At 67.1% G+C, this 23,064-nt stretch carries 24 protein-coding genes; 11 read left to right on the forward strand and 13 right to left on the reverse strand.

Annotation, left to right across the window (positions count from 1 at the left end):
• Positions 1-354 precede the first annotated feature (354 nt).
• From gltX to IEX32_RS16225, 3 genes are all read left to right on the forward strand, one after another.
• Positions 355-1,689: a glutamate--tRNA ligase gene (gltX, locus tag IEX32_RS16215; protein WP_188772595.1), complete on the forward strand. Its 1,335-nt coding sequence runs from the start codon at positions 355-357 to the stop codon at positions 1,687-1,689.
• 349 nt (positions 1,690-2,038) lie between these two features.
• A complete protein-coding gene (locus tag IEX32_RS16220; RefSeq protein ID WP_229736425.1) occupies positions 2,039-2,314 on the forward strand; it encodes a ubiquitin family protein in 276 nt (91 codons plus the stop codon).
• A 17-nt stretch (positions 2,315-2,331) separates the two neighbouring features.
• On the forward strand, positions 2,332-3,423 hold the full coding sequence (locus IEX32_RS16225; RefSeq protein ID WP_188772597.1) for a WD40/YVTN/BNR-like repeat-containing protein: 1,092 nt from the start codon (positions 2,332-2,334) through the stop codon (positions 3,421-3,423).
• 10 nt (positions 3,424-3,433) lie between these two features.
• Here IEX32_RS16225 and IEX32_RS16230 read toward each other — a convergent pair whose 3' ends face one another.
• Both IEX32_RS16230 and IEX32_RS16235 read right to left on the reverse strand, forming a co-directional pair.
• Positions 3,434-4,807 (reverse strand): glutamate--cysteine ligase, encoded by a 1,374-nt coding sequence (locus IEX32_RS16230; protein WP_188772598.1) that lies wholly within the window; start codon positions 4,805-4,807, stop codon positions 3,434-3,436.
• A gap of 73 nt (positions 4,808-4,880) precedes the next feature.
• Positions 4,881-5,624 carry a 16S rRNA (uracil(1498)-N(3))-methyltransferase gene (locus tag IEX32_RS16235; protein WP_188772599.1) on the reverse strand — a complete coding sequence of 248 codons (744 nt, stop codon included), beginning with the start codon at positions 5,622-5,624 and terminating at the stop codon, positions 4,881-4,883.
• 105 nt (positions 5,625-5,729) lie between these two features.
• Here IEX32_RS16235 and ubiA point away from each other — a divergent pair, with 105 nt between their 5' ends.
• The gene (gene ubiA / locus IEX32_RS16240) at positions 5,730-6,662 is read left to right on the forward strand and encodes a 4-hydroxybenzoate octaprenyltransferase (protein WP_188772600.1); all 933 of its coding nucleotides are present in this window, start codon (positions 5,730-5,732) and stop codon (positions 6,660-6,662) included.
• Positions 6,663-6,723: 61 nt separating this feature from the next.
• Here ubiA and IEX32_RS16245 read toward each other — a convergent pair whose 3' ends face one another.
• Positions 6,724-7,095, reverse strand: coding sequence for a VOC family protein (locus IEX32_RS16245; RefSeq protein ID WP_188772601.1), 372 nt, complete (start codon positions 7,093-7,095; stop codon positions 6,724-6,726).
• 94 nt (positions 7,096-7,189) lie between these two features.
• On the opposite strand from IEX32_RS16245, the gene soxR reads away from it, so the two are divergent.
• Complete coding sequence (gene soxR, locus IEX32_RS16250; protein ID WP_188772602.1) at positions 7,190-7,630, forward strand: redox-sensitive transcriptional activator SoxR; 441 nt, start codon at positions 7,190-7,192, stop codon at positions 7,628-7,630.
• A gap of 4 nt (positions 7,631-7,634) precedes the next feature.
• Here soxR and IEX32_RS16255 read toward each other — a convergent pair whose 3' ends face one another.
• The 6 genes from IEX32_RS16255 to IEX32_RS16280 form a co-directional block, all read right to left on the reverse strand.
• Positions 7,635-7,916 (reverse strand): BrnA antitoxin family protein, encoded by a 282-nt coding sequence (locus IEX32_RS16255; protein WP_188772603.1) that lies wholly within the window; start codon positions 7,914-7,916, stop codon positions 7,635-7,637.
• Entirely contained in the window at positions 7,876-8,148 is a 273-nt protein-coding gene (locus IEX32_RS16260) for a BrnT family toxin (protein ID WP_188772604.1), read from the reverse strand. The genes IEX32_RS16255 and IEX32_RS16260 overlap by 41 nt, the downstream gene beginning before the upstream one ends.
• Before the next feature lie 135 nt (positions 8,149-8,283).
• Entirely contained in the window at positions 8,284-11,718 is a 3,435-nt protein-coding gene (smc, locus tag IEX32_RS16265; RefSeq protein ID WP_188772605.1) for a chromosome segregation protein SMC, read from the reverse strand.
• A gap of 27 nt (positions 11,719-11,745) precedes the next feature.
• Complete coding sequence (locus tag IEX32_RS16270; RefSeq protein WP_188772606.1) at positions 11,746-12,501, reverse strand: DsbA family protein; 756 nt, start codon at positions 12,499-12,501, stop codon at positions 11,746-11,748.
• A gap of 115 nt (positions 12,502-12,616) precedes the next feature.
• On the reverse strand, positions 12,617-13,354 hold the full coding sequence (locus IEX32_RS16275; protein ID WP_188772607.1) for a DsbA family protein: 738 nt from the start codon (positions 13,352-13,354) through the stop codon (positions 12,617-12,619).
• Positions 13,354-13,908, reverse strand: a complete 555-nt coding sequence (locus IEX32_RS16280; RefSeq protein ID WP_188772608.1) for a DUF721 domain-containing protein — start codon at positions 13,906-13,908, stop codon at positions 13,354-13,356. The genes IEX32_RS16275 and IEX32_RS16280 overlap by 1 nt, the downstream gene beginning before the upstream one ends.
• 29 nt (positions 13,909-13,937) lie before the next feature.
• Here IEX32_RS16280 and IEX32_RS16285 point away from each other — a divergent pair, with 29 nt between their 5' ends.
• Genes IEX32_RS16285 through nudC form a run of 3 tightly spaced genes read left to right on the forward strand, consistent with a single transcriptional unit; the run spans position 13,938 to position 17,195 of the window.
• On the forward strand, positions 13,938-14,996 hold the full coding sequence (locus IEX32_RS16285) for an A/G-specific adenine glycosylase (RefSeq protein ID WP_188772609.1): 1,059 nt from the start codon (positions 13,938-13,940) through the stop codon (positions 14,994-14,996).
• The gene (locus tag IEX32_RS16290; RefSeq protein ID WP_188772610.1) at positions 14,993-16,300 is read left to right on the forward strand and encodes a serine hydrolase domain-containing protein; all 1,308 of its coding nucleotides are present in this window, start codon (positions 14,993-14,995) and stop codon (positions 16,298-16,300) included. Before IEX32_RS16285 ends, IEX32_RS16290 begins: the two co-directional genes overlap by 4 nt.
• 1 nt (position 16,301) lies before the next feature.
• Entirely contained in the window at positions 16,302-17,195 is an 894-nt protein-coding gene (gene nudC, locus IEX32_RS16295) for an NAD(+) diphosphatase (protein WP_188772611.1), read from the forward strand.
• Between the two features lie 7 nt (positions 17,196-17,202).
• On the opposite strand, the gene IEX32_RS16300 is transcribed toward nudC, so the two are convergent.
• The 4 genes from IEX32_RS16300 to mgtE all read right to left on the reverse strand — a co-directional run bounded on the left by IEX32_RS16300 (position 17,203) and on the right by mgtE (position 20,617).
• On the reverse strand, positions 17,203-18,066 hold the full coding sequence (locus tag IEX32_RS16300; RefSeq protein ID WP_188772612.1) for a sigma-70 family RNA polymerase sigma factor: 864 nt from the start codon (positions 18,064-18,066) through the stop codon (positions 17,203-17,205).
• Positions 18,053-18,520, reverse strand: a complete 468-nt coding sequence (locus IEX32_RS16305) for a carboxymuconolactone decarboxylase family protein (protein ID WP_229736426.1) — start codon at positions 18,518-18,520, stop codon at positions 18,053-18,055. The genes IEX32_RS16300 and IEX32_RS16305 overlap by 14 nt, the downstream gene beginning before the upstream one ends.
• A gap of 227 nt (positions 18,521-18,747) precedes the next feature.
• Positions 18,748-19,143: a DUF1489 family protein gene (locus IEX32_RS16310; protein ID WP_188772613.1), complete on the reverse strand. Its 396-nt coding sequence runs from the start codon at positions 19,141-19,143 to the stop codon at positions 18,748-18,750.
• 28 nt (positions 19,144-19,171) lie between these two features.
• Positions 19,172-20,617 (reverse strand): magnesium transporter, encoded by a 1,446-nt coding sequence (gene mgtE / locus IEX32_RS16315; protein ID WP_188772614.1) that lies wholly within the window; start codon positions 20,615-20,617, stop codon positions 19,172-19,174.
• Between the two features lie 143 nt (positions 20,618-20,760).
• On the opposite strand from mgtE, the gene IEX32_RS16320 reads away from it, so the two are divergent.
• The 3 genes from IEX32_RS16320 to IEX32_RS16330 all read left to right on the forward strand — a co-directional run bounded on the left by IEX32_RS16320 (position 20,761) and on the right by IEX32_RS16330 (position 23,041).
• The gene (locus IEX32_RS16320; protein WP_188772615.1) at positions 20,761-21,228 is read left to right on the forward strand and encodes a peptidylprolyl isomerase; all 468 of its coding nucleotides are present in this window, start codon (positions 20,761-20,763) and stop codon (positions 21,226-21,228) included.
• A gap of 571 nt (positions 21,229-21,799) precedes the next feature.
• Positions 21,800-21,976, forward strand: coding sequence for an acyltransferase (locus IEX32_RS16325; protein ID WP_373285464.1), 177 nt, complete (start codon positions 21,800-21,802; stop codon positions 21,974-21,976).
• Positions 21,977-22,132: 156 nt separating this feature from the next.
• Positions 22,133-23,041, forward strand: coding sequence for a glycosyltransferase family 2 protein (locus tag IEX32_RS16330; protein WP_188772616.1), 909 nt, complete (start codon positions 22,133-22,135; stop codon positions 23,039-23,041).
• The last annotated feature ends 23 nt before the right edge of the window (positions 23,042-23,064 follow it).

Genomic DNA, 23,064 nt, shown 5'->3' on the forward strand with positions numbered 1-23,064 from the left:
CTCGTTGCAGGTTGGTCTAGACACCCAAATTCCTACAACAAGCCAATGGTTTACGCTACTCCCGCCAACCATCACGACCAGTCCGATGAATAGGAGAGGCTAGAGCGGCGTGCGGTATATCTGAGGCAACCCCGAAGGGGCGGGCCCCTTTTGGCCGATCGCAGCGTCACTCGTCAGTCACTATGCAAAGGCATGGCTCTTTCCTCGCTCCTCGCGCTCGGCCAAAATCGGCTCCGTCACGGTGGCTCAGATATACCGCACGCCGCTCTAGGGGCGTCCGCGAGGACGACACCCCCGCGGCGCGGCGGCGTAACCCTTTGACGCCGCGCGCCGGCCGCCGTAATCCCGGCGGCCATGACGGCCATCACGCGTTTCGCCCCTTCGCCCACCGGGCATCTGCACGTCGGTAACATCCGCACCGCGCTGCACAACTGGCTTCTCGCGAAGCAGGCGGGCGGCCGGTTCCTGCTGCGGATCGATGATACCGACGCCGCGCGCAGCCGGGAGGAATACGTCGAGGGGATTCGCGCCGATCTGGCATGGCTCGGCATCCTTCCCGAGGGCGAGGAGCGGCAGTCGGCGCGCTTCGACCTCTACGAACGCGAGTTCGAGCGGCTCAAGGCGGCGGGCCGCGTCTATCCGTGCTGGGAAAGCCAGCAGGAACTCGAACTCAGGCGCAAAGTGCTGCTCGGTCGCGGACTGCCACCGATATATGACCGGGCGGCGCTGAACCTTACCGAGGCGGAGAAGGCGGCGAAGCTTTCCGCCGGGGAAGAGCCGCACTGGCGGTTTCGGCTCGACCACGGCCACCCGATCATCTGGGAGGACGGCATTCGCGGCACGCAGCACTTCGATCCGGCGCAGATGTCGGACCCGGTAGTGCGCCGTGCCGACGGATCGTGGCTCTATATGCTGCCTTCGGTGATCGACGACATCGCCATGGGCGTGACCGACATCCTTCGCGGCGAGGACCACGTTTCCAACACGGCCACGCAAGTCCAGATGTTCGGGGCGCTGGGCGCGCCGCCCCCGCGTTTCGCGCACGAGGCGCTTCTGGTGGGGGCCGAGGGCAAGCTGTCGAAGCGACTCGGTTCGCTGGGCGCGGCGCATTTCCGCGGGGCGGGGATCGAACCGCAGGCGCTGGTGGCGCTGCTTGGACGGCTCGGTACCTCCGATCCGGTCGATCCTTCACTCGATGGAGCGGCTCTGGCGGCGGGTTTCGACCTCTCGCGCTTCGGCCGTGCGCCCGCGCGTTTCGACGAGGCGGAACTGGAGCGGGTCAACGCCGCTATCGTCCATGTCCTCCCGTTCGCGGCGGTGAGGGACCGCCTGCCCGAGGGGATGGACGCGGCGGCGTGGGAAGCGGTGCGGCCGAACCTGTCGCATGTTTTCGAGGCGGCGGACTGGTGGCGCGTGGTGAAAGGCCCGGTAGAGGCCCCGGCCTTTTCGGACGAGGATCGCGCCTATCTGGCGCAGGCCGCCGAGGCGCTTTCGACGCTCGATTGGGGCGAGGGCGCCTGGAAGGCGTTGACCGAGACGCTGAAGGCGGCGACCGGGCGCAAGGGCAAGGCGCTGTTCCTGCCGCTGCGCCAGGCGCTGACGGGCATGGACCACGGGCCGGACATGGCGACGCTGCTCCCGCTGATCGGTCGCGATGCGGCCACCATGAGGCTGCGGGCAGCGGCCTGACCCCGACTTGAGCGGAGTCACGCGGTGATTACGTGTGAAAACAATCCATTGACGCGGATCAATGGCGGCATTCACGGACTTTCCTAACCTGGCTCTCGCCGGCACCTGCGAAGAGGTCCGTTGGCGCGCTTCGTCCTACTCGCGGCGCGCGTGTGGCACGGCCTGTCACGCGGCGGATCTTCGAGAACGGCGAGGGGGCTGATCGGGGGGCTTCGCCGTGCCGGGCCAGCCTGCGGGTTCGGGGGGACCTCGCAGGCTGGCGAACCGGCGGGCCGATGAGTCTGGCCTGAAGCGCGCAATCTGGTTACAAAAGCATACCAGCGAATCGGTCGTCGTCCGGGGCCTGCCCATGCCGCGCGTGATCTTCACCAGCCATCTCGGCGGCCTCGTGCCGGAGGGCGAAGCCGTGTTCGCGGGCGAAACCGTGGGCGAGGTGCTGGCCGGGGCTTTCGCCGCCTGGCCCGGCCTGCGGCACTACATTCTCGACGATCAGGAACGCGTACGAAAGCACGTCGTCATCTTCCTCGGCGAGGTCAGGCTGGCGAATGAAGGGGCGCTGGCCGCGCCCGTTTCCGATACATCCGAAATATACGTGCTGCAGGCCCTCTCGGGCGGTGCCTGCTGATAACCGGGAGACACGAGATGTCCGATCGCATCGTCGCCGCGACCCGCAAGGGCCTGTTCTACTTCAGCCGCAACGCCTCCGGCTGGAACCTCGATGGCGAGGCGTTCCTGGGTTCGCCAATGACCAATGTGTTCCCGGACCCGCGCGACGGCATGCTCTATGCCGCCGCGAACCTCGGGCATTTCGGGCCGAAGATGCACCGCTCCGCAGACGGCGGGGTCAGTTGGGAAGAGATCGCCACCCCGGCTTTCGCCAGGGAAGAGCCTGCCGAGGGGGAGGATGAGGCCAGGGGGCCGTCGGTGGTGCAGATCTGGTCGATGGCGCCCGGCAGTGGCGGTGCGGGCGATCTCTGGGCCGGGACCATCCCCGGCGGCCTTTTCCGCAGCCGCGATGGCGGTGCAAGCTGGGAACTGAACGAACCGCTATGGACCATGCCCGAGCGCGAGCGCTGGATGGGCGGGGGCTATGACGAGCCCGGCATTCACTCGATCTGCGTCGATCCCCGAGATGCGGGCCGCATCGCGCTTGCGGTTTCCACCGGCGGGGTCTGGCTCAGCGAGGACGACGGGAAGAGCTGGCGCGTCGCCTCGAAGGGACTGCGCGCCGCGTATATGCCGCCCGACATGGCCTACGACGAGGTCATGCAGGACGCCCACCAGATGGTGCAGTGCGCGGCCTCGCCCGATACGTACTGGATCCAGCACCACAACGGCATCTTCCGCTCGAGAGACAACCTCGCGAGCTGGAACGAGATCGAACCGCAGGTCTGTCCGGCTTTCGGTTTCGCCGTGGCGGCGCATCCCGATGACCCTGAGACCGCCTGGTTCGTGCCGGCGGTGAAGGATGAGTTTCGCTATCCGCGGGACGCCAGGTTCGTCGTCAGCCGCACGCGCGACGGAGGCGAAAGTTTCGACATCCTCGATCGGGGCCTGCCGAGGGAAGCGAGCTACGATCTCGTTTACCGTCACGCCCTTGATGTCGATGCCACGGGCGAGAGGCTGGTCATGGGCTCGACCACCGGCGGCGGCTGGGTTTCCGAGGACGGCGGAGACTCGTGGCAGATGCTGCCCGCGCGTCTGCCGCCGGTCTATGCGATGCGTTTCGTATGAGGCGATCGCCTCAGAAACTCTTCTGCCTGTAAACCTGGCGGAGATCGCCTTCCCATTCGCCGTGATAGCGGTCGAGCAGGCGCTGCGCCGGAACCCTGCCCGTCGTCACGATCTCGTGCAGAGGCTCCAGATAGCCGGTCTCATTGTCCCCGCCCGCATTCAGCCGGCCGCGCGCGGCAAGACCGCACCGTGCGATGTCCAGCACTTCGCCGGCAATGTCGCGCAAGGTGCCGCCGCCGGGGATGGGAGCGTCGAGACCGAGCTTCGGCACCGAACCGCGCAGCGTTTCGCGGCCCTCCATGTCCCAGTCCTTCACCAGATCCCAGGCCGCCTCGAGCGCGGTCTGGTCATAGAGCAGGCCGACCCACAGCGCGGGCAGGGCGCAGATGCGGTTCCAGGGGCCGCCGTCGGCGCCGCGCATTTCCAGGAACGACTTGAGGCGCACTTCGGGGAAGGCGGTGGAGAGGTGGTCCTGCCAGTCGCTCATGCGTGGCAGCTCGCCGGGAAGGGCGGACAATTCGCCCCTGAGGAAGTCGCGGAACGATTGTCCCGCGGCGTCGATGTACCTGCCGTCGCGGAAGACGAAATACATCGGCACGTCGAGCATGTAGTCGACGTAGCGCTCGTAGCCGAAGCCGTTCTCGAAGACGAAAGGCAGCATGCCGGTTCGGTGCGGGTCGGTGTCGGACCAGATGTGGCTGCGGTAGGAGAGATAGCCGTTGGGCTTGCCCTCGGTGAAGGGCGAATTGGCGAAAAGCGCGGTTGCCAGCGGCTGCAGCGCCAGCGAGGTGCGGAACTTGAGCGCCATGTCCGCCTCGCTCGAATAGTCGAGGTTGACCTGGATCGTGCAGGTGCGCAGCATCATGTCGAGGCCCATGGAGCCCACGCGCGGCATGTGCCGCAGCATGATGTCATAGCGCCCCTTGGGCATAATCGGCAGGTCTTCGCGCCGCTTGTCGGGCCACATGCCAAGGCCGAGGAAACCCTTGCCGATGCGGTCGCCGATGGCCTTGACCTGCGTGAGATGCCGCCCGGTCTCCGCGCAGGTCTCGTGCAGGTTTTCGAGCGGCGCGCCGGACAGTTCGAGCTGACCCGCCGGCTCGAGGCTGACGGTTCCGTCCTCGCCTTTCATGGCGATGACGTTGCCGCCCTCGACGATGGGTTCCCAGCCGAACTCGACAAGCGCCATCAGCAGGTCGCGGATGCCGCCGGGTTCGTCATAGGACGGCGCGTGGAGGTCGGCCTTGTCGTAGACGAACTTCTCGTGCTCGGTGCCGATCCGCCACTGCGCGCGCGGCTTTTCGCCCGCTGCCATCGGCGCGGCGAGTTGATCCGGGTTCTCGATCAGCGGATCTTCGCGATCCGTTACCTCGCGGGTACTCATGCGCGGGGAGGTAATGCTCCCGATGACGGGACGCCAGCGTTATTTGTTCAAGTTATAGTCAATTTCTCGCGGGCTACCAATCGCCGGCCAGGGCCATCCAGAGCGCCGTCGCGGCAAGGCTCGCGGTCTCTCCTCTCAGGATGCGCGGGCCGAGTGTGATGGCATGGGCTTGCGGCAAGGCGCGGATCAGGGCGCGCTCGCTGTCGTCGAATCCGCCTTCGGGTCCGATCAGCAGCGCGGCCGGCCCCTTGTGCGCCGCGAACCGCGTGGCGGCGCATTCGCCCCCTGTCTCGTCCGCGAAAAACAGCGCGCGATCCTGGGGCCAGTCGCGCAGGAGCGCATCCAGCTTCAGCGGTTCGCCAATCGCGGGCAGAGCGGTGCGGGCGCATTGTTCGGCCGCCTCGGTGACGATGGTCCGCGCACGTTCCGCATTGAGCCGGTCGGCGACGCAGCGGCGCGTGATTACCGGCTGGATGCTGCGGACGCCCAGTTCGGTGGCCTTTTCGAGCACGAGGTCGAAGTTCGGTTTCTTCAGCAGCGCGGCACACAGCGTGAAGTCGGGTACCTGCTCGCGCGGGCGCAGGCGCTCGCGGGGGATGACGATCACATCGCGCTTGCCCGCCGCCGTGACTTCGCAGGCCCATTCGCCGGTTTCATCGTCGCACAGAATCACGGCATCGCCGGCAGCGATCCGCATGACTTTCGAGAGATAGTGCGCCTGTCCGCCCTCGATGGTGACGGCGGCCCCTTTGGCCAGCGGGCCGGGAACGAAGAGGCGAGGCGCGGAGCGCGGGGGCCAGGCGGGAGTTGCGACCATCGGCGCCCTTCTTGCGCGATCGCACGCGCGGCGCAACGGGTCTGTGCCAGGAACAGCCGGCGGAAACGCGATGACAGCGCGGCCATGATCGACTAGGCCGGCCGCGTGACTGAACCGGCCTTCGTTCCCGACACCCAGCGCCGCGGCCTCGTTTCCATGTTGCCGCCGGCCACGCGCGACTATGCGATGCTGGCGCGCTTTGACCGGCCGATCGGCAGTTGGCTGCTGTTCTGGCCCTGCGTCTGGGGCGTGCTGCTGGCGGGCGGTCAGGATCTTCTGGGCTGGACCGCGTGCGCGGTGCTGATTGCGTGGCTGCTGCTCGGCTCGGTCGTCATGCGAGGCGCGGGCTGCGTCTACAACGATATCGTCGATGCCGAACTCGACCGGAAAGTCGCCCGCACCGCCAGTCGTCCCGTGGCGAGCGGCAGGGTTCCGAAGCGCGCCGCGTGGGTCTGGCTCTTCACGCTTTGCGGCGTGGGGCTGGTGGTCCTGCTGCAACTGCGCTGGCAGGCGCAGCTTGTCGCGCTTGGCAGTCTTGGGCTGGTTGCGGCCTATCCTTTCATGAAGCGCATCACCTGGTGGCCGCAGGTGTGGCTCGGCCTCGTCTTCACCTGGGGTTCTCTGGTCGGCTGGGTGGAGATCCGGGGCGATCAGGTCGGCGTGCTGGCGGCGCTTTATGGCGGCTCGATCTTCTGGTGCATCGGTTATGACACGATCTATGCCCTGCAGGACCGCGAGGATGATGCGCTTGTCGGCATCCGCTCCTCGGCATTACGGCTCGGAACGCGTGTGCGCACGGGTATGGCCGTGTTCTATTCGCTCACGATCCTGCTCTGGGCGCTTGCGTTCTGGATGCTGCGCGGCGACTGGGTGGCGCTCGTCGCACTCTTCCCCGTTGCGGCCCACCTGGGCTTTCAGGTGGTTACGCTGAGGCCCGACGACGGCGCAAACGCCCTGATACGGTTCCGCTCGAACCGCGACACCGGCTTCATCATGGCGCTCGCCTGCTGGGTGGTGGGGAACGCCGGCGTGGTCTGACTTCGCGGGCGGCTGGCAGGGCGCTCACGAACAGCATGACCCCGCCCCGGCGATCAGCGGCTCATTCATAGCTGACCACTTCGAATTCGATACCGTCCCAGTCGAAGAAATAGAACCGCCGTCCGGGCTCGTAGTCGGCATGGTTGAAAGGGACGAGGCCGGCGTCCATCACCACCTGTTCGGCGGCGTCGAGATCGTCGACAAACAGGCCCACATGGTTGAGCGGTGCGCCCTTGGTGAAACGCTCGCGCTCCTTGCGGTCGGTGTAGACGGCGATGTAGCTGAACGCCTCGCCGACGTGGATGGTCTCGCCGTCGTTGAGGGAGGGGCCGCGCCAGCGTTCTTCCCAGCCGCACAGGTCTCGCAGCAGTTTTGACGAGCGCTCAATGTCGCTCACGGTGATGTTGGCGTGTTCCAGTCTTCCCTTGGGCACTTGCGATTCTCCTTCAAGACCGGCGCGAATCAGCCGGCTTGCCCAAGGTGCAACCTCAAGTTAACTTGAGGTCAAACGGATTTTGGGGAGCGCAATGGCAGCGGACCGGTTCATCTCGATCGGCGATCTGGCGCGGCGCACGGGCGTCGCGGTTTCGGCGATCCGCTTCTACGAGGAGAAGGGGTTGCTCACATCGCTGCGCACGAGGGGCAACCAGCGCCGCTTCCTGCGCTCCGACATCCGGCGCGTCAGCTTTGTCCTCATCGCCCAGAAGCTCGGCCTCGGCCTTGCGGAGATCGAGCGCGAACTTTCCTTTTTGCCGCAGGGACGCACGCCCACGCTGGCGGACTGGGAACGTATCAGCCTGTCGATGCGCGAGGCGATCGACGCGAAGATCGCGCTGCTGGAACTGACCCGCCGCAGGCTGGATGGATGCATCGGTTGCGGCTGCCTGAGCCTGACGAAATGCCAGCTCTACAATGCGGACGACGCCGCCGGCAGCGACGGGGCGGGGCCGCGCTTTGTGCTGAAGTAAGGACTCAGATGCCGAGCACCTTGCGCAGCTCCGCGTTGATGCGTGACTGCCAGCCCTTGCCGGTGGCGCGGAACTTCTCGATCACGTCGGGATCGAGCCGCAGCGTGACCTGCTTCTTGGGGTTCGCGGAGGCGGGGCGGCCGGGATGAGAGAATGTGCCTACGGCCTCACGAACGACCTTCCCGCCAACCGAAAGGCGGGCGTAGCGAAAATGGTCTTCGCTCCATTCTGGGGCATCGTCCGGATCAATCCAGGAATCGTCGGTAACGGGCTTGTTCTCGGTCATTGGCTTTTCTCATTGAAATGATGCGGCGTGCTCCGGCGCGAACAGTCCAAGTAACAGCAACCAAACGCTGATCGAGCATTCCGAAGGTGTTGTACCGTACCTCTCCATACTCGACGCGATCATCGATCCAGGTGAACTCGGCGCCATCGAAAATCTCATTGGTCCGGGCAAAATCCAGACCACGCATCCGCAGGGTCAGTTGGCGCTTGGCCTCATCGAATTCAATCTCCACAATCCGCTCCAGTTTTGGACGCTGAAGAACCGACCACTCGGGCAAATGCAGCTTCGTTCCTGGTGTGGACCCCGGAATTGCACAAAAGCCGAGCAATCGCTCGTTAAATAAATGTAACTACAAAAATTGTCAATCCTACTCCGCCGCCAGCAGTTCCTCCGCGCCCACCAGGTCGACGCTGACGAGGCGTGAGACGCCTCTTTCGACCATGGTCACGCCGAACAGGCGGTGCATGCGGCTCATCGTCACGGCATTGTGGGTGACGATCAGGTAGCGGGTGTCGGTCTCGCGCGTCATGGCGTCGAGCAGGTCGCAGAAGCGCTCGATGTTGGCATCGTCGAGCGGGGCGTCGACCTCGTCGAGCACGCAGATCGGCGCGGGGTTGGTGAGGAACAGCGCGAAGATCAGGGCGACGGCGGTGAGTGCCTGCTCGCCGCCCGAAAGCAGCGTGAGCGATTGCAGCCGCTTGCCGGGCGGCTGGGCGTAGATCTCGAGGCCCGCTTCGAGCGGATCGTCCGAATCGACGAGCGCGAGGTGCGCCTGCCCGCCCTGGAAGAGCTGCTGGAACAGGCGGCGGAAATGGGCGTCGACGGCTTCGAAGGCGGCGCGCAGGCGTTCGCGGCCCTCCCGGTTGAGATTGCCGATCGAGCCGCGCAGGCGGTTCACCGCCTCGGCCAGTTCGGCCTTTTCGGTGACGCTGGAACCCAGCTGGGCCTCGGCTTCGGCCAGTTCGTCGGCGGCGACGAGGTTGACCGGGCCGATCCGCTCCCGGTCGGCAACCAGCCTGTCCATGGCCGCCGATTCCTGCTGCGTGCCGGCGACGTCGGCGGAAGCGAAAACAAAGCGTTCGGGAAGGACCGGCGGCGGGCACTGGAAGCGTTCGCCCGAGACACGGGTCATCTCGATGCGGCGCTCGTCCTCGTTCTCGGCGCGGGCGACCGCTCCGGCACGGGCTTCGCGGGCGCTGGCGAGCGTTTCCTGTGCACCTGCCAGCGCGGCGTCGGCCTGGCGCGCGGCCTCCGTCGCCGCGCCAACGGCGGCTTCGGCCCCGGCCAGCTCTTCCGCAAGACGAGAGCGTACAGCCTCGCCTTTTTCGATCTCGGCCATGAGCGAGGCCGGCTTGGCCGCGATCACGGCGCGCTCAGTTTCGATCTCCTCCAGCCGCCCGGCCATCTGCGCGAGGCGGTTGGTGGCATCGCCCGCCCGCGCCTGCCAGTTACGGATGTCGGCGCGCTGGGCCGCCGTGCGCTCGCGGGCGACCGCCAGTGCCTGATCGTGCGCGGCAAGGCCCGCCGTGGCCGCTTGCAGCGCGCCCCTGGCCGTCTCGTTCCTGGACTGCGCGGCCCGCAGGGCGGCGCGGCCGGTTTCGGGGTCTGGCAGCGCCGCGCGTTTCTCCTCCGCGCTGGCAAGATCCCGTTCGGCGGCCTTGCGCTGCTCGGCCAGTTCGCCCACCGAGGCGTCGAGTTCGGCGCGGCGGGCGTGATGGCGCTGGAGCGCGTCCTCGGCCTGATCGACCGCGCGCAAGGCGCCGCGTTCGGTATCGGCGGCCTGCGCGATCGTGCGCTCGGCGGCGATCACCGATGCCTGCAGGGCGGACAGCTGTTGCTGAATCTCGCCTTGCCGCGCATCGGCCTTTGCGACCGCCTCGCGCAGCCGCGGAAGCTGCGTGTCGAGTTCGGCAAAGCGGTTCTCGGCTTCCAGCCGAGCCGCCTCGGCCGCGCCTTCGCCGCGCGCGACGAAACCGTCCCAGCGTCGCAGCAGGCCCGTGCGCGTCACCAGCCATTCGCCGGGGCCGAGCGGGCGCGCGTCATCCTCGTCGGCGACATGGACCAGCGCGAGCCTTGCGGCGAGTTCGGGCGGGCACTGCGTGACGTGGGCGGCAAGGCTTTCCGGAACGGGCTTCGGCGCCTCCGCGCCCGTCCAGAAACGCCCGTCCGCATTTTCGAGATGCCCGAGCGGCGCCTTGGCGTCGCGGCCGAGCACGGCGGCCAGCGCGCGTTCAAATCCGGGCGCGGCGCGCACGGCGTCGATGGCAACGGGCAACCCATGCGCGGCCCTGGCGCCCTTGGCCCGCGCCTCGCGGTCGCGCAGCAGCGCGGCGTGCTCGCGTTCGATACCGGTCAGGTCGGCGCGGGCGCCCGACAGCTCGGAGGCCGCAAGGTCACGCTCGGCCTGCAGCCCGGACTTGCGTGCCTGCTGTGCTTCCAGTCCTTCGCGCGCCTCGGCGAGGGCGGCGGCGGCGGCTTCGGCCCGAGCTTTCGCCTCGGCCACGGCGGCATCGAGGTCGCCTTGCGCCGGGAGCGCCCCGATCTGAGACTGCAGCCGCGCGGCTTCCGAGGCGAGGCGATCGAGCCGGCCGCGCGCCTGTGCCAGTTCGGCATCGGCAATGCGCCATTCCGCTTCGACGCCGGCCTGTTCGGCGGTGGCCTGGGCAAGGCCCAGTTCGGCGGCGCGGGCGGCACGCTCGGCGCCTTCCAGCGCATTGGCCAGGCGCGGGCGGTGGGTCTCGTCCTGTTCGAGCTGCTTCGCGCCTTCGGCAAGCTCGCGTTCGAGGCGTGCCAGCGCCTCGGCCGCATCGCGGGTCAGGCGGTCCGCATCGCGGCGGTCTTCCTCCAGGCGAGTGCGCTGGCGGTCGAGGTCGGCAAGGCGCTGCTCGGCGGCTTCGAGCTGGCTGGTCAGCGTCGCCATGCGGTGGCCCTGCGCGGTGGCGTCGTCGCGCCGGTCGGCGAGTTCGTCGCGTGCTTCGGCCAGAGCCCCGGCAGCGGCGGCCTGCGCGTCCTGAGCCTGTTTCGCCGCTCCCTGCGCCTCGGCGACGCGCGCTTCGGCGGCCTGCGCTTCCTTGCGCGCGGCATCGGCGGCGGCGGCGGCATCGCGCCAGCGGGCGTAGACGAGGCGCGCCTCGGCAAGGCGGATCTGGTCCGACAGCGTCCTGTAGCGCTCCGCCGCCTTGGCCTGCCGCCTCAGCGTGGCGACCTGCTTGTCGAGGCCGGCCATGATGTCCTCGAGCCGCGCGAGGTTGGCCTCGGTCGCGCGCAGCTTCTGTTCGGCGTCCTTGCGGCGCACGTGCAGGCCGGCGATGCCCGCCGCCTCTTCCAGCATGGCGCGCCGTTCGGTCGGCTTGGCGGCGATGACGGCGGCGATCTTGCCCTGGCTGACCAGCGCCGGGGAGTGCGCGCCGGTCGCGGCATCGGCGAAGATCAGCGCGACGTCCTTGGCACGTACGTCACGGCCGTTGACGCGATAGGCGCTGCCCGCGCCGCGCTCGATGCGGCGCACGACCTCGAGTTCCTCGCGCGCGCCGTCGATGGGCGCGGTTTCGCCGGAGAGCACGACTTCGGCGAAACTGCGCGGCGGACGTGTGGACGTGCCCGCAAAGATCACGTCCTCCATGCCGCCGCCGCGCATCGACTTGGGCGAGCTTTCGCCCATGACCCAGCGGATCGCTTCGAGCAGGTTGGACTTGCCGCAGCCGTTGGGGCCGACAACGCCGGTCAGCCCCGGTTCGATGCGCAGTTCGGCGGGCTCGACGAAGCTCTTGAAACCACTGAGCTTGAGCCGCCTTATGCGCATCGGCGCGCGCCTATGGGAGCTGGCGCATCAGCGTGCGCCCGCCTGTTGCAGCTTGGTTTCAAGCGCGGGCCAGCCCATCGAGCCGACGTTGGCGCCGTTGATGAGGAAGGTCGGCGTGCCGGTGACGTTGAATTGCTTGGTCGCCGCCTCGGTCTGGTCGGCGAGGGCCTTGGCCCTGGCGGTATCGGCGAGGCAGGCCTCGGCCTGATCCCTCGCGACGCCGCGCGAAGCGAAGAAGGCGACCATGCCCGCGGCCTCGGCCACGGCTGGGATCTGCTGCGGCGGAGGCATGGCGCCGATGGCCTTGAGCTTGTCCTCGCCCAGCGCCTGGACGTTCTGGAACATGTTTGGCTGCCAGGCCCAGAACTGCTCGGCGAGCGGAATCGCTGCCTCCGTGGAACTGCAGGTGGCGAGCAACGAGGCCGGGACGTCGTACGGGTTGAGCATGAACAAGCGCAGCTCATAGCTGACGCGGCCGCTGGAGACATACTCGTCGCGGATATCGGCGAAGCCTTCCTTGGCGAACTCGGCGCAGTGCGAGCAGCTCAGCGCGCCATACTCGACCAGCTTGATCGGGGCTTCGGGATTGCCGAGGCGATAGCCGCCCTCTTCGGTCTTCGCGACGATCTCCGTCCAGCTCTTGCCCGCTGGCGCGGCGATGGGGGCAATCGGTTCGCTTGACGTGGGGGCGGCGTTTTCCTCCTTCTTGTCCCCGCAGGCGGCGAGGCCGAGGGCGAGCGGGGCGGCGATCAGGCCGAGCGCGATCTGGCGGAAACGGTTCATCGAGGCGAATCCTTTGCGTATAGGAAATGGCTAGCCCATGGCTGGATCAGATCAAGGGCGCAGGGGCGTTTTCCGGGGCATATCTCCACAGCTAACCTGGCGGATTTCGGTGATTTCAGGTGCTACCGGCGCGCAGTGCGGCGATTCGGTCGGAGAGCACCCTGGAGAGCCCGCCCCAATCGTGAACTTCCTGCACCTTGCCGTTGAGGACGAAGCTGGGCGTGCCGCTGATGCCCAGCGTCTGGGCAGTCACCTGCTGTTCCTTGAGCTTCTCCAGCATGGCCTTATCGCCAAGGCACCGGTCGGCCTGCGCGCGGTCGAGCCCCCACTGCTGGACTTTCGCATAGAAACCGAAGTCGCTTGCCACGGCGCGCATGCGGTTGACCATCTCACCCTGGTACCAGCGCGCCTGCTGCTCGCGGCTCAGCTTCTCGACCTTGGGCAGCCACTTGTCCTGCGTGCCCATAAAGGCTCCGTGCCGCACCCAGAAGCGCTTTGGATCGCCGCAGGCGGCGAGCATGGCGACCGTAAGATCGATCGGGTTGCGCAGCAGGTTCGTCACGGTCACCTGTATCTGGCCCTTGGGCACCATGGTCAGGCGCAGCGCGGCGTCCGACTGGCGGTGGAAGTCGGCACAGTGCGAACAGGTGTAGCTGACGTACTCGGTCAGCTTGATCGGCGCGTCGGGATTGCCGAGGGTATGGCTGCCATCGGCAGTCACGCCGATGCGGGCGTTCCAGTTGTTGCCCTTGGCCGGTTCGAGCGGCTTGGGCGGCGTCGCGGCGAGGCCGAGCGCGGCACAGGCGGCGAGGAGTGCTCCCCGTGCGAAGAGATTAACGGCAGCGGATTTCATCACGTGTCTTCCTGGTCCTCTTTCGCTCCGAGGCTGCGCGCCAGCGATTCCAGCACCGCGCGAAGCTCCGGGTCGCCGATGTCGCGCAGCGATTCCCCCAGCTCGAGCGGGACCGGCTTCAGCGACGGCGGTGCGGCCTTGGGCTCTGAAGCAGTCGGAGGCTTAACCTCGCCTTGCCGGATCTTGGCCCGGCCGACGGCGTTGTAGCCGAAAAAGCGGTTCACCCGCTCGATGATCTCGGGGATCACGTGCTGGATCATCGGCGCGTGCGCGGGCACGACGACGAGCTGGAGAATGCCGTCGCTCTTTTCGCCCGGCGGGAAGCGGATCGATTCGGGAGAGCAGACCCTGGCATGGCGCGCGCCCACGATCTCCGGCCATCGCGACACCACGCTCGACTGGACGAAGCCGAAACGGCGGAACGCGGTGCGCCCCACTTCCGGCATGAAGTCCGAAATCGCGCGCGCAGGCCCGCCGCGCGGGCGCTCATAGCGTTTGAGGCCGGACGGTTTCCCGCCCGATTTGCCCGATCGATTTCCGCGTTCCCGTTCCATTGCGCGCGTTCAAATGCCATAGCGCGGCTATGGAAGCCAGTTCCGATACGATCCCGCGCAAGCTTCTCGACTGGTACGACGCCCATGCGCGGGACCTGCCCTGGCGGGCGCGGCCGGGAACCGAGGCGCCCGACCCCTACCGCGTCTGGCTTTCCGAAGTCATGCTCCAGCAGACCACCGTGGCGGCAGTGCGGGGCTATTACGCCGAATTCACGCGCCGCTGGCCGACCGTTGAGGAGCTCGCCGCCGCCGCAGACGAGGAGGTCATGGCCGCCTGGGCGGGGCTGGGATATTACGCCCGTGCCCGCAACCTGCTGGCCTGCGCGCGCGAAGTCGCGGCGCGCGGCGGCGAATTTCCCGGCACCGAAGAGGGCCTGCGCGCCTTGCCGGGGTTAGGGGCCTATACCGCGGCTGCCGTCGCCGCGATTGCCTTCGGCCGGCGCGCCGTGGTCGTCGATGCCAATGTCGAGCGCGTCGTCGCGCGGCTGTTCGCGCTGGACGAGCCGCTTCCCGGCGGCCGCGCGGCAATCCGCGAGAAGGCCGATGCGATCACTCCCGCGACGCGCGGCGGAGACTTTGCGCAGGCCATGATGGATCTGGGCGCGACGGTCTGCACCAGCCGTTCGCCGCGCTGCCTGCTCTGCCCGCTTGCCGCCCGGTGCGCCGCGCGAGCCCTGGGCGAACCCGGGCGCTTTCCGGTCAAGGCGCCGAAGAAAGCCCGTCCGGCCCGCCGCGGTCGCGCGTTCTGGATCGAGTGTGACGAACGCGTCTGGCTGGTCCGGCGTCCCGGCAGGGGCATGCTCGGCGGCATGCGCGCCTTGCCCGATGATGGCTGGCATTCGCGCGCCGACGGATCGGGGGAGGGGCCGCTCGACGGGCCATGGGGGCATGCCGGCAAGGTCGCGCACGTTTTCACCCATTTCGCGCTGGAGCTGCAATTGGCGGTTTATCTCGGCGACCGATGCGATAGTCTCGGCGCCGAGGAAGGCGAGTGGTGGCCGCTGGACCGGCTTGAGGAAGCCGGACTGCCCACGCTCTTTGCCAAGGCGGCGCGGCTCGCGCTGGCCGATACGGGAGAATTGGCATGATCCGGAGCGTGGAGACGCTGGAAGCGGCGATGGACCGACGCGCGCTGCTGGTCATGGGTGCCTGCGCGGGGCTGGGCGCGATGATGCCGCGCCTTGCCCTTGCCGCGAGCGATCCGGAGCTGTTGCCCCGCGTCCGTGCCGTCGTCGAACGCTGGGTAGGTCCGGGCAAGTTTCCCGGCATGGTCGCCTCGCTCGGCATTCCGGGGCGCGAGCCGCAATACGTCGCACGCGGCTCGGAGGGGTTCAACGACGGCGATCCGGTGACCGCCGACAGCCTGTTCCGCATCTATTCGATGACCAAGCCGGTCACCGGGATGGCGGCGATGCAGCTGATCGAACAGGGCAAGCTCGGGCTCGACCAGCCGCTCTACGATATCCTGCCGAAGTACCGGCACATGATGGTGCAGGACACCTACGATGGCTCGATCACCGAACTGCATCCCGCAAATCAGCCGATCACCATCCGCCATCTGATCACGCACACCTCGGGCATCGGCTATTCGATCATCCAGAAAGGGCCGATCAGGACGCTGATGGAGGAGAAAGGGCTGGTAGCGGGCCAGATCAGCCGGATGAAGGTTCCGGGCCTTATTCGCGGAGAAGCCGTCGATGGCCTCGACGTCTTTGCCGACCTGCTCGCCGAAGTGCCGCTGGTCGCCGATCCGGGAAGCCGGTGGAGCTATTCGATGGGGCTCGACCTCATGGGGCGCGTGATCGAGGTGGTCACCGGCAAGCGTTTCGATGCCTACCTGCGCGAGACCGTGTTCGAACCCGCCGGCATGACCAGCACCTTCTTCCGCGTTCCCGCCGCCGAGGCGCATCGCCTGACGACCAACTACGGCGCGCTGGGCGGGGTGCTGGTGCCGATCGATACCGGCGCGGATTCAATCTATCTCGACGAGCCGCCGTTTCCCTTCGGCGGCGCGGGGCTGGTAAGTTCGCCGCGCGACTACGACCGCTTCCTGCGCATGCTGGCGCAGTCCGGCACGATCGACGGTCAGCGCGTGCTGGGCGAGCAGGCCGTGCGGACCGGGACGCGGGACTTGCTGCCTCCCGGCGTGACGATCCCGGCCGGGTTCGGAGGCGCGGCCGGCTTCGGCGCCGGGGGACGCGTCGGAAAGGGCGCGGAAGCGGGAGTATTCGGCTGGTCGGGCGCGGCGGGAACGGTCGGCATGGTCGACATGATCCACGCCCTGCGCTCGCAGATCTTCGTGCAGTTCATGCCGCCCACCGCGCTGGACCTGCTGCCCGAATTCCAGACCGCGCTGAAGGCCGACGTCATGGCCCTGCTGGAGAAGCGCTGACGTGAACGTTCCCATCGCGTTCGCGGGTTCGCGCATCGACCGCGCGGACAATGTCCGCTGCGATCCGGCGGCGCTGGAGGCGCTGATGAACGCGCGCGCAAGGCTGCTGTGCATGGACGGGCTGGATCCCGTCCTCACGGATGACGGCGCGCTCAACTGGGGCAGCCTAGCCGATGCCGCGCCGGACAGCGAACTGGTGTTTCTCGGTCTCGACGGCAATCGCGGGTGTTTTGCCGAAGTGCGCCGTTCCTACGGATCCGGCAGCCCTCATGCTGGACCGGCGAGCTGGAATGCCATGGCGGTGCTCGAAGCCGGCGAACTCGCGACCTACGGCGGTGCCCGCTCGCTGGTCGACTGGCACGCGCGCCACCGCTTCTGTGCCGTCTGCGGCAGTCCCACTGTCCTTGCCAAGGGCGGCTGGCAGCGCACCTGCACCGCCGAAGCATGCGGCGCCGAGCACTTTCCGCGCGTCGATCCGGTCACGATCATGCTGGTCGAGCACGAAGGGCAGGTCCTCCTCGGCCGCCAGCCGCGTTTCCCGGCCGGCCGCTATTCGGCGCTGGCCGGCTTTGTCGAACCGGGCGAGACGATCGAGGAAGCCGTCGCCCGCGAGGTGCTGGAGGAAGCCGGCGTGCGGGTGCGCGACGTGACCTACATTGCCAGCCAGCCCTGGCCGTTCCCGTCCTCGCTGATGATCGGCTGCCACGCCCAGGCCGACGACCCGGCGATCGTCATCGACGCCACCGAACTCGACGACGCCCGCTGGTTCACCCGCGAGGATGTCGTGGACGCGCTGGAGGCCGCGCAGCGCGGCGAAGCGGGCGCGGCCTTTGGAGCGCCGCCAAAGACCGCAATCGCGCACCTGCTGTTGCGTTGGTGGGTGGAGCGGGGGTGACCGCGCCCTACCTCTCCGCAATATGCCGCAGCTTGTCGGGATTGCGGATAAAGTAAACCGCTGCGATCTTTCCGTCCCGCACTTCAACCGCCGTCGTCTGCAGGTTGCCGCTGCGGTCACGGCTGATGTAGCCGGGCAGTCCGTCGATCCAGGTGCGTTCGATGAGCCGGGCGCCTCCGAACTTGCGCGTGATGCCCGTCAGAAGGCGCAGCGCCCGGTCGATACCATGGATGATGTTGGGGAAGGCGAGTACCTTCCCGCCGCCGTCGGACTGGAGAACCACGTCTTCGGCCAGCATCGTCGAGAGCCTCGCGGTGTCGCCGTCATGGAGGGCGGCAAAGAAGGCATCGGTGATGCGTTCCGCCTCGGCCTTCGCCACCACATAGCGCTTGCGGCTGTCTTGTACATGCCTTCGGGCGCGCGAGGCCAGTTGCCGGACGGCCGCAGGGTCGCGTTCAAGGCTTGCGGCGATCTCGTTCAGGGGAACGTCGAACACGTCGTGGAGCAGGAAGGCCGCTCGTTCCAGCGGGGAGAGTCTTTCGAGCGCGAGCATCAGCGAATAGGTCACATCGTCGGTGACAGCCTCTTCTGGGCCTGTGCTGCCGACGAGGGGTTCGGGCAGCCACGAGCCGAAATAGGTTTCCCGCCGCGCCCTCGCGGATTTCATCCGATCGAGGCACAGGCGGGTGACAACCCGGTTGAGCCAAGCGGCCGGGGATGTGATATCGGTTTCCGCCGACGACCAGCGCAGCCATGCGTCCTGCACTACATCCTCGGCCTCGCTCACCGATCCGAGCATGCGGTACGCGAGGCGCTGCAGCCGTGGACGCAGCGCCTCGAATTCATGCGGATCGCGGTCAGGCGGCGGCACGGATCTCGCTCGTCGGGTGCGGCTGGCGCAGGCCCGCCATCAGCCGGTTCCAGGTGTTGATCGCGCCGATCGCCATTGTCAGCCAGACTTGTTCCGTCTCGGTGAAGTGCTCGGCGAGCTGGGCATAGACCGAGTCCGGCGCATGGGTGTCGGCCAGCCGCGTCAGCGACTCGGCCCAGCCGAGCGCTGCCCGTTCGCGTTCGGAGTAAAGTGACGCTTCGCGCCACGCGGGCAGCATCGCCAGGCGCAGCTCGCTCTCGCCGTGGCTGCGCAGGTCGGTCGAATGCATGTGAATGCAGAAGGCGCAGCCGTTCATCTGCGAGACGCGCAGCTTGACGAGTTCGAGCAGATTGTGATCGAGCCCGGATTTGCCGAAGCTGGCTTCCAGCGCCGTCATGGCCTCGATCGCTTGGGGAGCGAGGGCATGCGGGTTCTTGATGCGGGGTTGGATCATGTCAGGTCTCCATGCGCGCACCATGCGCGTCTGGTACCATGACGAGGCAGCGCTGGCGGGTGTGACATGGGGGATGGAATTTTTCACGCGGAGCCGCGGAGACGCGGAGAGGCATGAGGGGGAATGGGTTCGCGCCTTTGCGCGATCCTCATCCCTTTCTCTTGTTATTCTCCGCGTCTCCGCGCCTCCGCGTGATCCAATTTCCCCTGCCAGACCGAGCAGCCAGATCACACCAGCCCCAGCTTCGCCAGTTCGCGTGCCAGTTTCGGCGGCACGGCGTCGCCCGCGTTCTCGTTTTGGCCGAGGTCGCGCGGGGCGTCTTCGTCCTTGAGATAGCGCCAGCCCTGATGGGCGCGCTTGGGCTTGGTGGCCACCGGGATCAGCCGGGGTGCGAGGCGGATCCACCAGCGGCCGTCGTCGCGTTGCTCGAAGCCGAGGATGGGCGAGCGGCCGATCAGCGCGTGCTCGTAAATCCAGTAGAGCGAGCCGCCGGCCATCTCCTCGTGCCGCTTGGGCAGGTAGCGCGTCGTCAGGCGGGCCTCGGCCTCGTGGCTTTCCAGCCATGCGCGCAAGTCCGCCGGGCTTTCGGCGGAGTAGGCAATCTTGGTCATATGCAGCGGCATCGATACCAAGATAGGTGCGGCGCCGCGTTCAGGCCAGTCCGGTGAGCACGGCGAGGCCAAGGAACGAGAAGAAGCCCATCACGTCCGTCGCCGTCGTCACGAAGACGGCGGAAGAGACCGCCGGGTCGACCTTGAATCGTTCGAGCGTCACCGGAACGAGGATGCCCGCGAGGCCCGCCACGAGGTTGTTGATCACCATCGCCGCGCCGATCACCGCGCCCAGCAACGGGTTGCCGAACAGCAGCGCCGTGCCGCCGCCGATCAGCAGGCCGAGCGCGGCGCCGTTGGTCAGCGCGATGCGGAATTCGCGCAGGATCATGCGCACGGTATTGGTATCGGTGAGTTGATTGGTGGCGATGGCCCGCACCACCACCGCTAGCGTCTGCGTGCCGGCGTTTCCGCCCATGCCTGACACGATCGGCATCAGCACCGCCAGCAGCGCGAAGCGGGCGATGGCATCCTGGAACAGGCCGACGACCGAGGAGGCGATGATCGCCGTGCCGAGGTTCACGCAGAGCCAGGTCAGGCGCGCGCGCACGGTCATCAGGATCGGCTCGTTGATGTCGCCGTCGCCCGCGCCGGACAGGCGCAGAATGTCCTCGCTGGCCTCTTCCTGGATGATGTGGACGATGTCGTCGACGGTGATCTGGCCGATCAGGCGGCCCGACGGGTCGACCACGGCGGCCGAGATCAGCGCGTATTTCTGGAAGCGCAGCGCCACTTCCTCCTGATCCATGTCGGCCGGGATCAGGGTCTGGTCGCGCGACATGACGTCGTAGAGCGGAATGTTGCGCGGGCAGCGCAGGATCCAGGACAGCGCGCAAGTGCCGACCGGATGATGCAGCGCGTCGACGATGAAGACTTCCCAGAACTCGGTGGGCAGTTCGCGGTGTTCGCGCAGGTAGTCGATGAGGTCGCCCACGGTCATTGATTCGGGCACCGCGACATAGTCGCGGCTCATCAGGCGGCCGGCGGTTTCCTCCGGGTAGGACAGCGCCGATTCGATGGCGGCGCGGTCTTCCGGCTCCATCTCGGCGAGGACCGCCTGCTGGTCCGCCTCGTCGAGGTCTTCCAGCATGGCGACGGCGTCGTCGGTGTCGAGCTGCTCGGCGATCCCGGCGACGACTTCAGCCGGAAGCGCGCCCACCAGCAGTTCACGAACCCAGTCGTTGAGCTCCGCGATGACCTCGACACCCATGAGATCGCGGATCGAGCGGGCGAGAACGGGGCGCTCGTCCTCGTCGACCAGCTCGAACAGGTCGGCGATATCGGCCGGGTGAAGCGGTTCGACCAGTTCATAGACGCGGTCGAAATCCTCTTCGTCCAGCGCCTCCTTGACGCTGCGCACGAATTCGGGCTTGAGCCGGTTCTCCTCGTCGAGGCTCTCGTGTTCGGGCGAGGCGAAATCCTGCCCCGATTCCGGCGCGGCTGCCTCGTCTTCCTTCAGCTTTTCATCGAGGTCCGGCTCGCTCATAGCGGTCGGTCTAAGCGCCAATTTCGCAATTGCAACAGCGATGCACGGGTGCCCGCGCCTTTCACTGTGGGTGACATTGCCGGCGCGCTGCCTATATCGGGCCGGTGCCGATCCGCGCGGCGCGGACAACAGGAGATTTACAGATGGCCGACGAATACCTCACGCTCACTCTCGACACCGGAAGCGGCGGCGGCGACGTCAAGATCAAGCTGCGCCCCGACCTGGCCCCCGGCCATGTCGAGCGGATCAAGGAACTGACCGGCGAGGGCTTTTACGACGGCGTGAAGTTCCACCGCGTGATCCCCGGCTTCATGGCGCAGGGCGGCTGCCCGCAGGGCACCGGGATGGGCGGTTCGGACAAGCCCGACCTCAAGGCCGAGTTCAACGCCGAGCCGCATGTGCGCGGCGTCTGCTCGATGGCGCGCACCAGCGCCCCGCACACGGCCAACAGCCAGTTCTTCATCTGCTTCGATGATGCCACGTTCCTCGACAAGCAGTACACCGTCTGGGGCCAGGTGGTCGAAGGCATGGAACACGTCGACGCCCTGCCCAAGGGTGAACCCCCGCGCGAACCCGGCAAGATCGTCAAGGCGACCGTCTCCGAAGGCTGATCGCCTCGGCTCGACGAAAGAAGGGGGCGGCTCTCGCGGGCCGCCCCTTTTTCTTGAGCGGCCATGCGGATACGCACAGTCGGAATTTCGTCCATTCCAGATGCAAAAGTGTGGCTCGTGGCGGTTGCCTTTCGCTATGGCCAAGGACAACCCTGCCGAGCTGCCGCAAGGATAGTGGCCGCCGCCATGCACGCTCGCTGGCGCTTCGCGGCGGCGCAAGGCCGCATACCACGCTCTTTCACGAGGTGCCGCTTGCGCGAATCGTTTTTTCTGGCCCTTGCCAACCGCATGCCGCGAGGAAGACTGGGAATTCGGGCGCGCTATGAGCTGCTCAGGCTTGCGGGAAAGGTGATCGTCGTCGGACCAGTGACGATCGTGCCCGTGGGCGGCGGGAAAAGCATCCGCATCGGCGAAAGGACGTTCCTCAACTCAAACGTCCGTTTCGCCAGCCGCGGCGGCGTGACGATCGGCCGCTTCGTCCAGATCGCCGCCAACGTGAACTTCGAAACGGCGTCCCATCCGGTCGCGTTCGAGCCGGGGCGGACAAAGGCACAGCACTTACGCGCCTGTCGTGGTCGAGGATCACGCATGGATCGGATCCGGTGCCATCATCCTGCCCGGAGTGACAATCGGCCGCGGGGCAGTGGTGGCGGCCGGGGCCGTGGTCCATCGCGACGTCGCGCCGCTCACGGTCGTGGGCGGTGTCCCGGCGCGGTTCCTGCGTGCGGTCGAGGAGACAGGCGCATGACCGCTACTTCGTGACCGATGAGGGCGCCGTATCGGTCTTGTCGAACCGGAGCGGATGTATCTCGAGTTCCCCGGCCACTTACAGGTTCGATACCATGCAACGGAACTCGTCGCCGGATCCTGTCCGCCCGACAATAGCGCCAGGGAGCCATGGTCAATGAATGCACTCGCGCTTGCGCCGATCGCCGAGCCCACGGTGGCCGTCGTCATAGCCAGCCTTGGCCGCCCCGAAATGGTCGGACAGATGAAAATGGTAATGGAGGCGCAGACCAGCAGGCCGGACATGCTGCTGTTTTCGGTGGTGGACGAGGCAGACTGTCCCGCCGGCCTCCGTCAGAACCGGCGGATGCGTGTGATCAGGGGCAGGAAGGGGCTCTGCGCCCAGAGGAACAACGCGCTCGACTGGTTGGGGGACAGTTTCGACATCATCGTGTTCTACGACGACGACTTCGTCCCTTCGAAATTCAGCATCGAGCGCATTCGCGAGTTCTTCCGGACCCATCCCGAGGTGGTAGGCGCGACCGGGAATGTACTCAGGGACGGGATAAACTCTGCGGGAATCTCCTTCGAGCAGGCGCAGGAAATCCTGGGCAGGCATGAAGAGCGGAACTTCAGCCCGCTGTGCATCATAAGGGGGCTTCACGGTCTTTACGGCTGCAACATGGCCTATCGCGCCTCGGCGATCAGCAGCACGCGCTTCGACGAGCGCCTGAGGCTTTATGCCTGGCAGGAGGACATCGATTTCGCGGCGTCGATGGGAAAGCGGGGCAGGATCGTCAAGACATTCGCTTTTGCCGGCGTGCACCAGGGCATCAAGGTCGGACGTACGCCGGGCATGAAGCTGGGCTATTCGCAGATCATCAATCCCTCCTACCTCGCGCGCAAGGGCACGATGCGAAAGCGGTTCGCCGCGAAGCTCATGGTCCGCAACTTTCTGGCCAATCACGTCCGGTCGATCAGGTCCGAACCCTGGGTGGATCGGCTCGGGCGCGCCAAGGGCAACTGGATCGGCATCTTCGATCTCGTGCGCGGACGCCTGACGCCGGAACGGATCGAAGCCCTGTAGGAAGACTGTTCAAACACGCCGAT

This window comes from Novosphingobium endophyticum, from assembly GCF_014640675.1.
Lineage (GTDB): Bacteria > Pseudomonadota > Alphaproteobacteria > Sphingomonadales > Sphingomonadaceae > Novosphingobium > Novosphingobium endophyticum.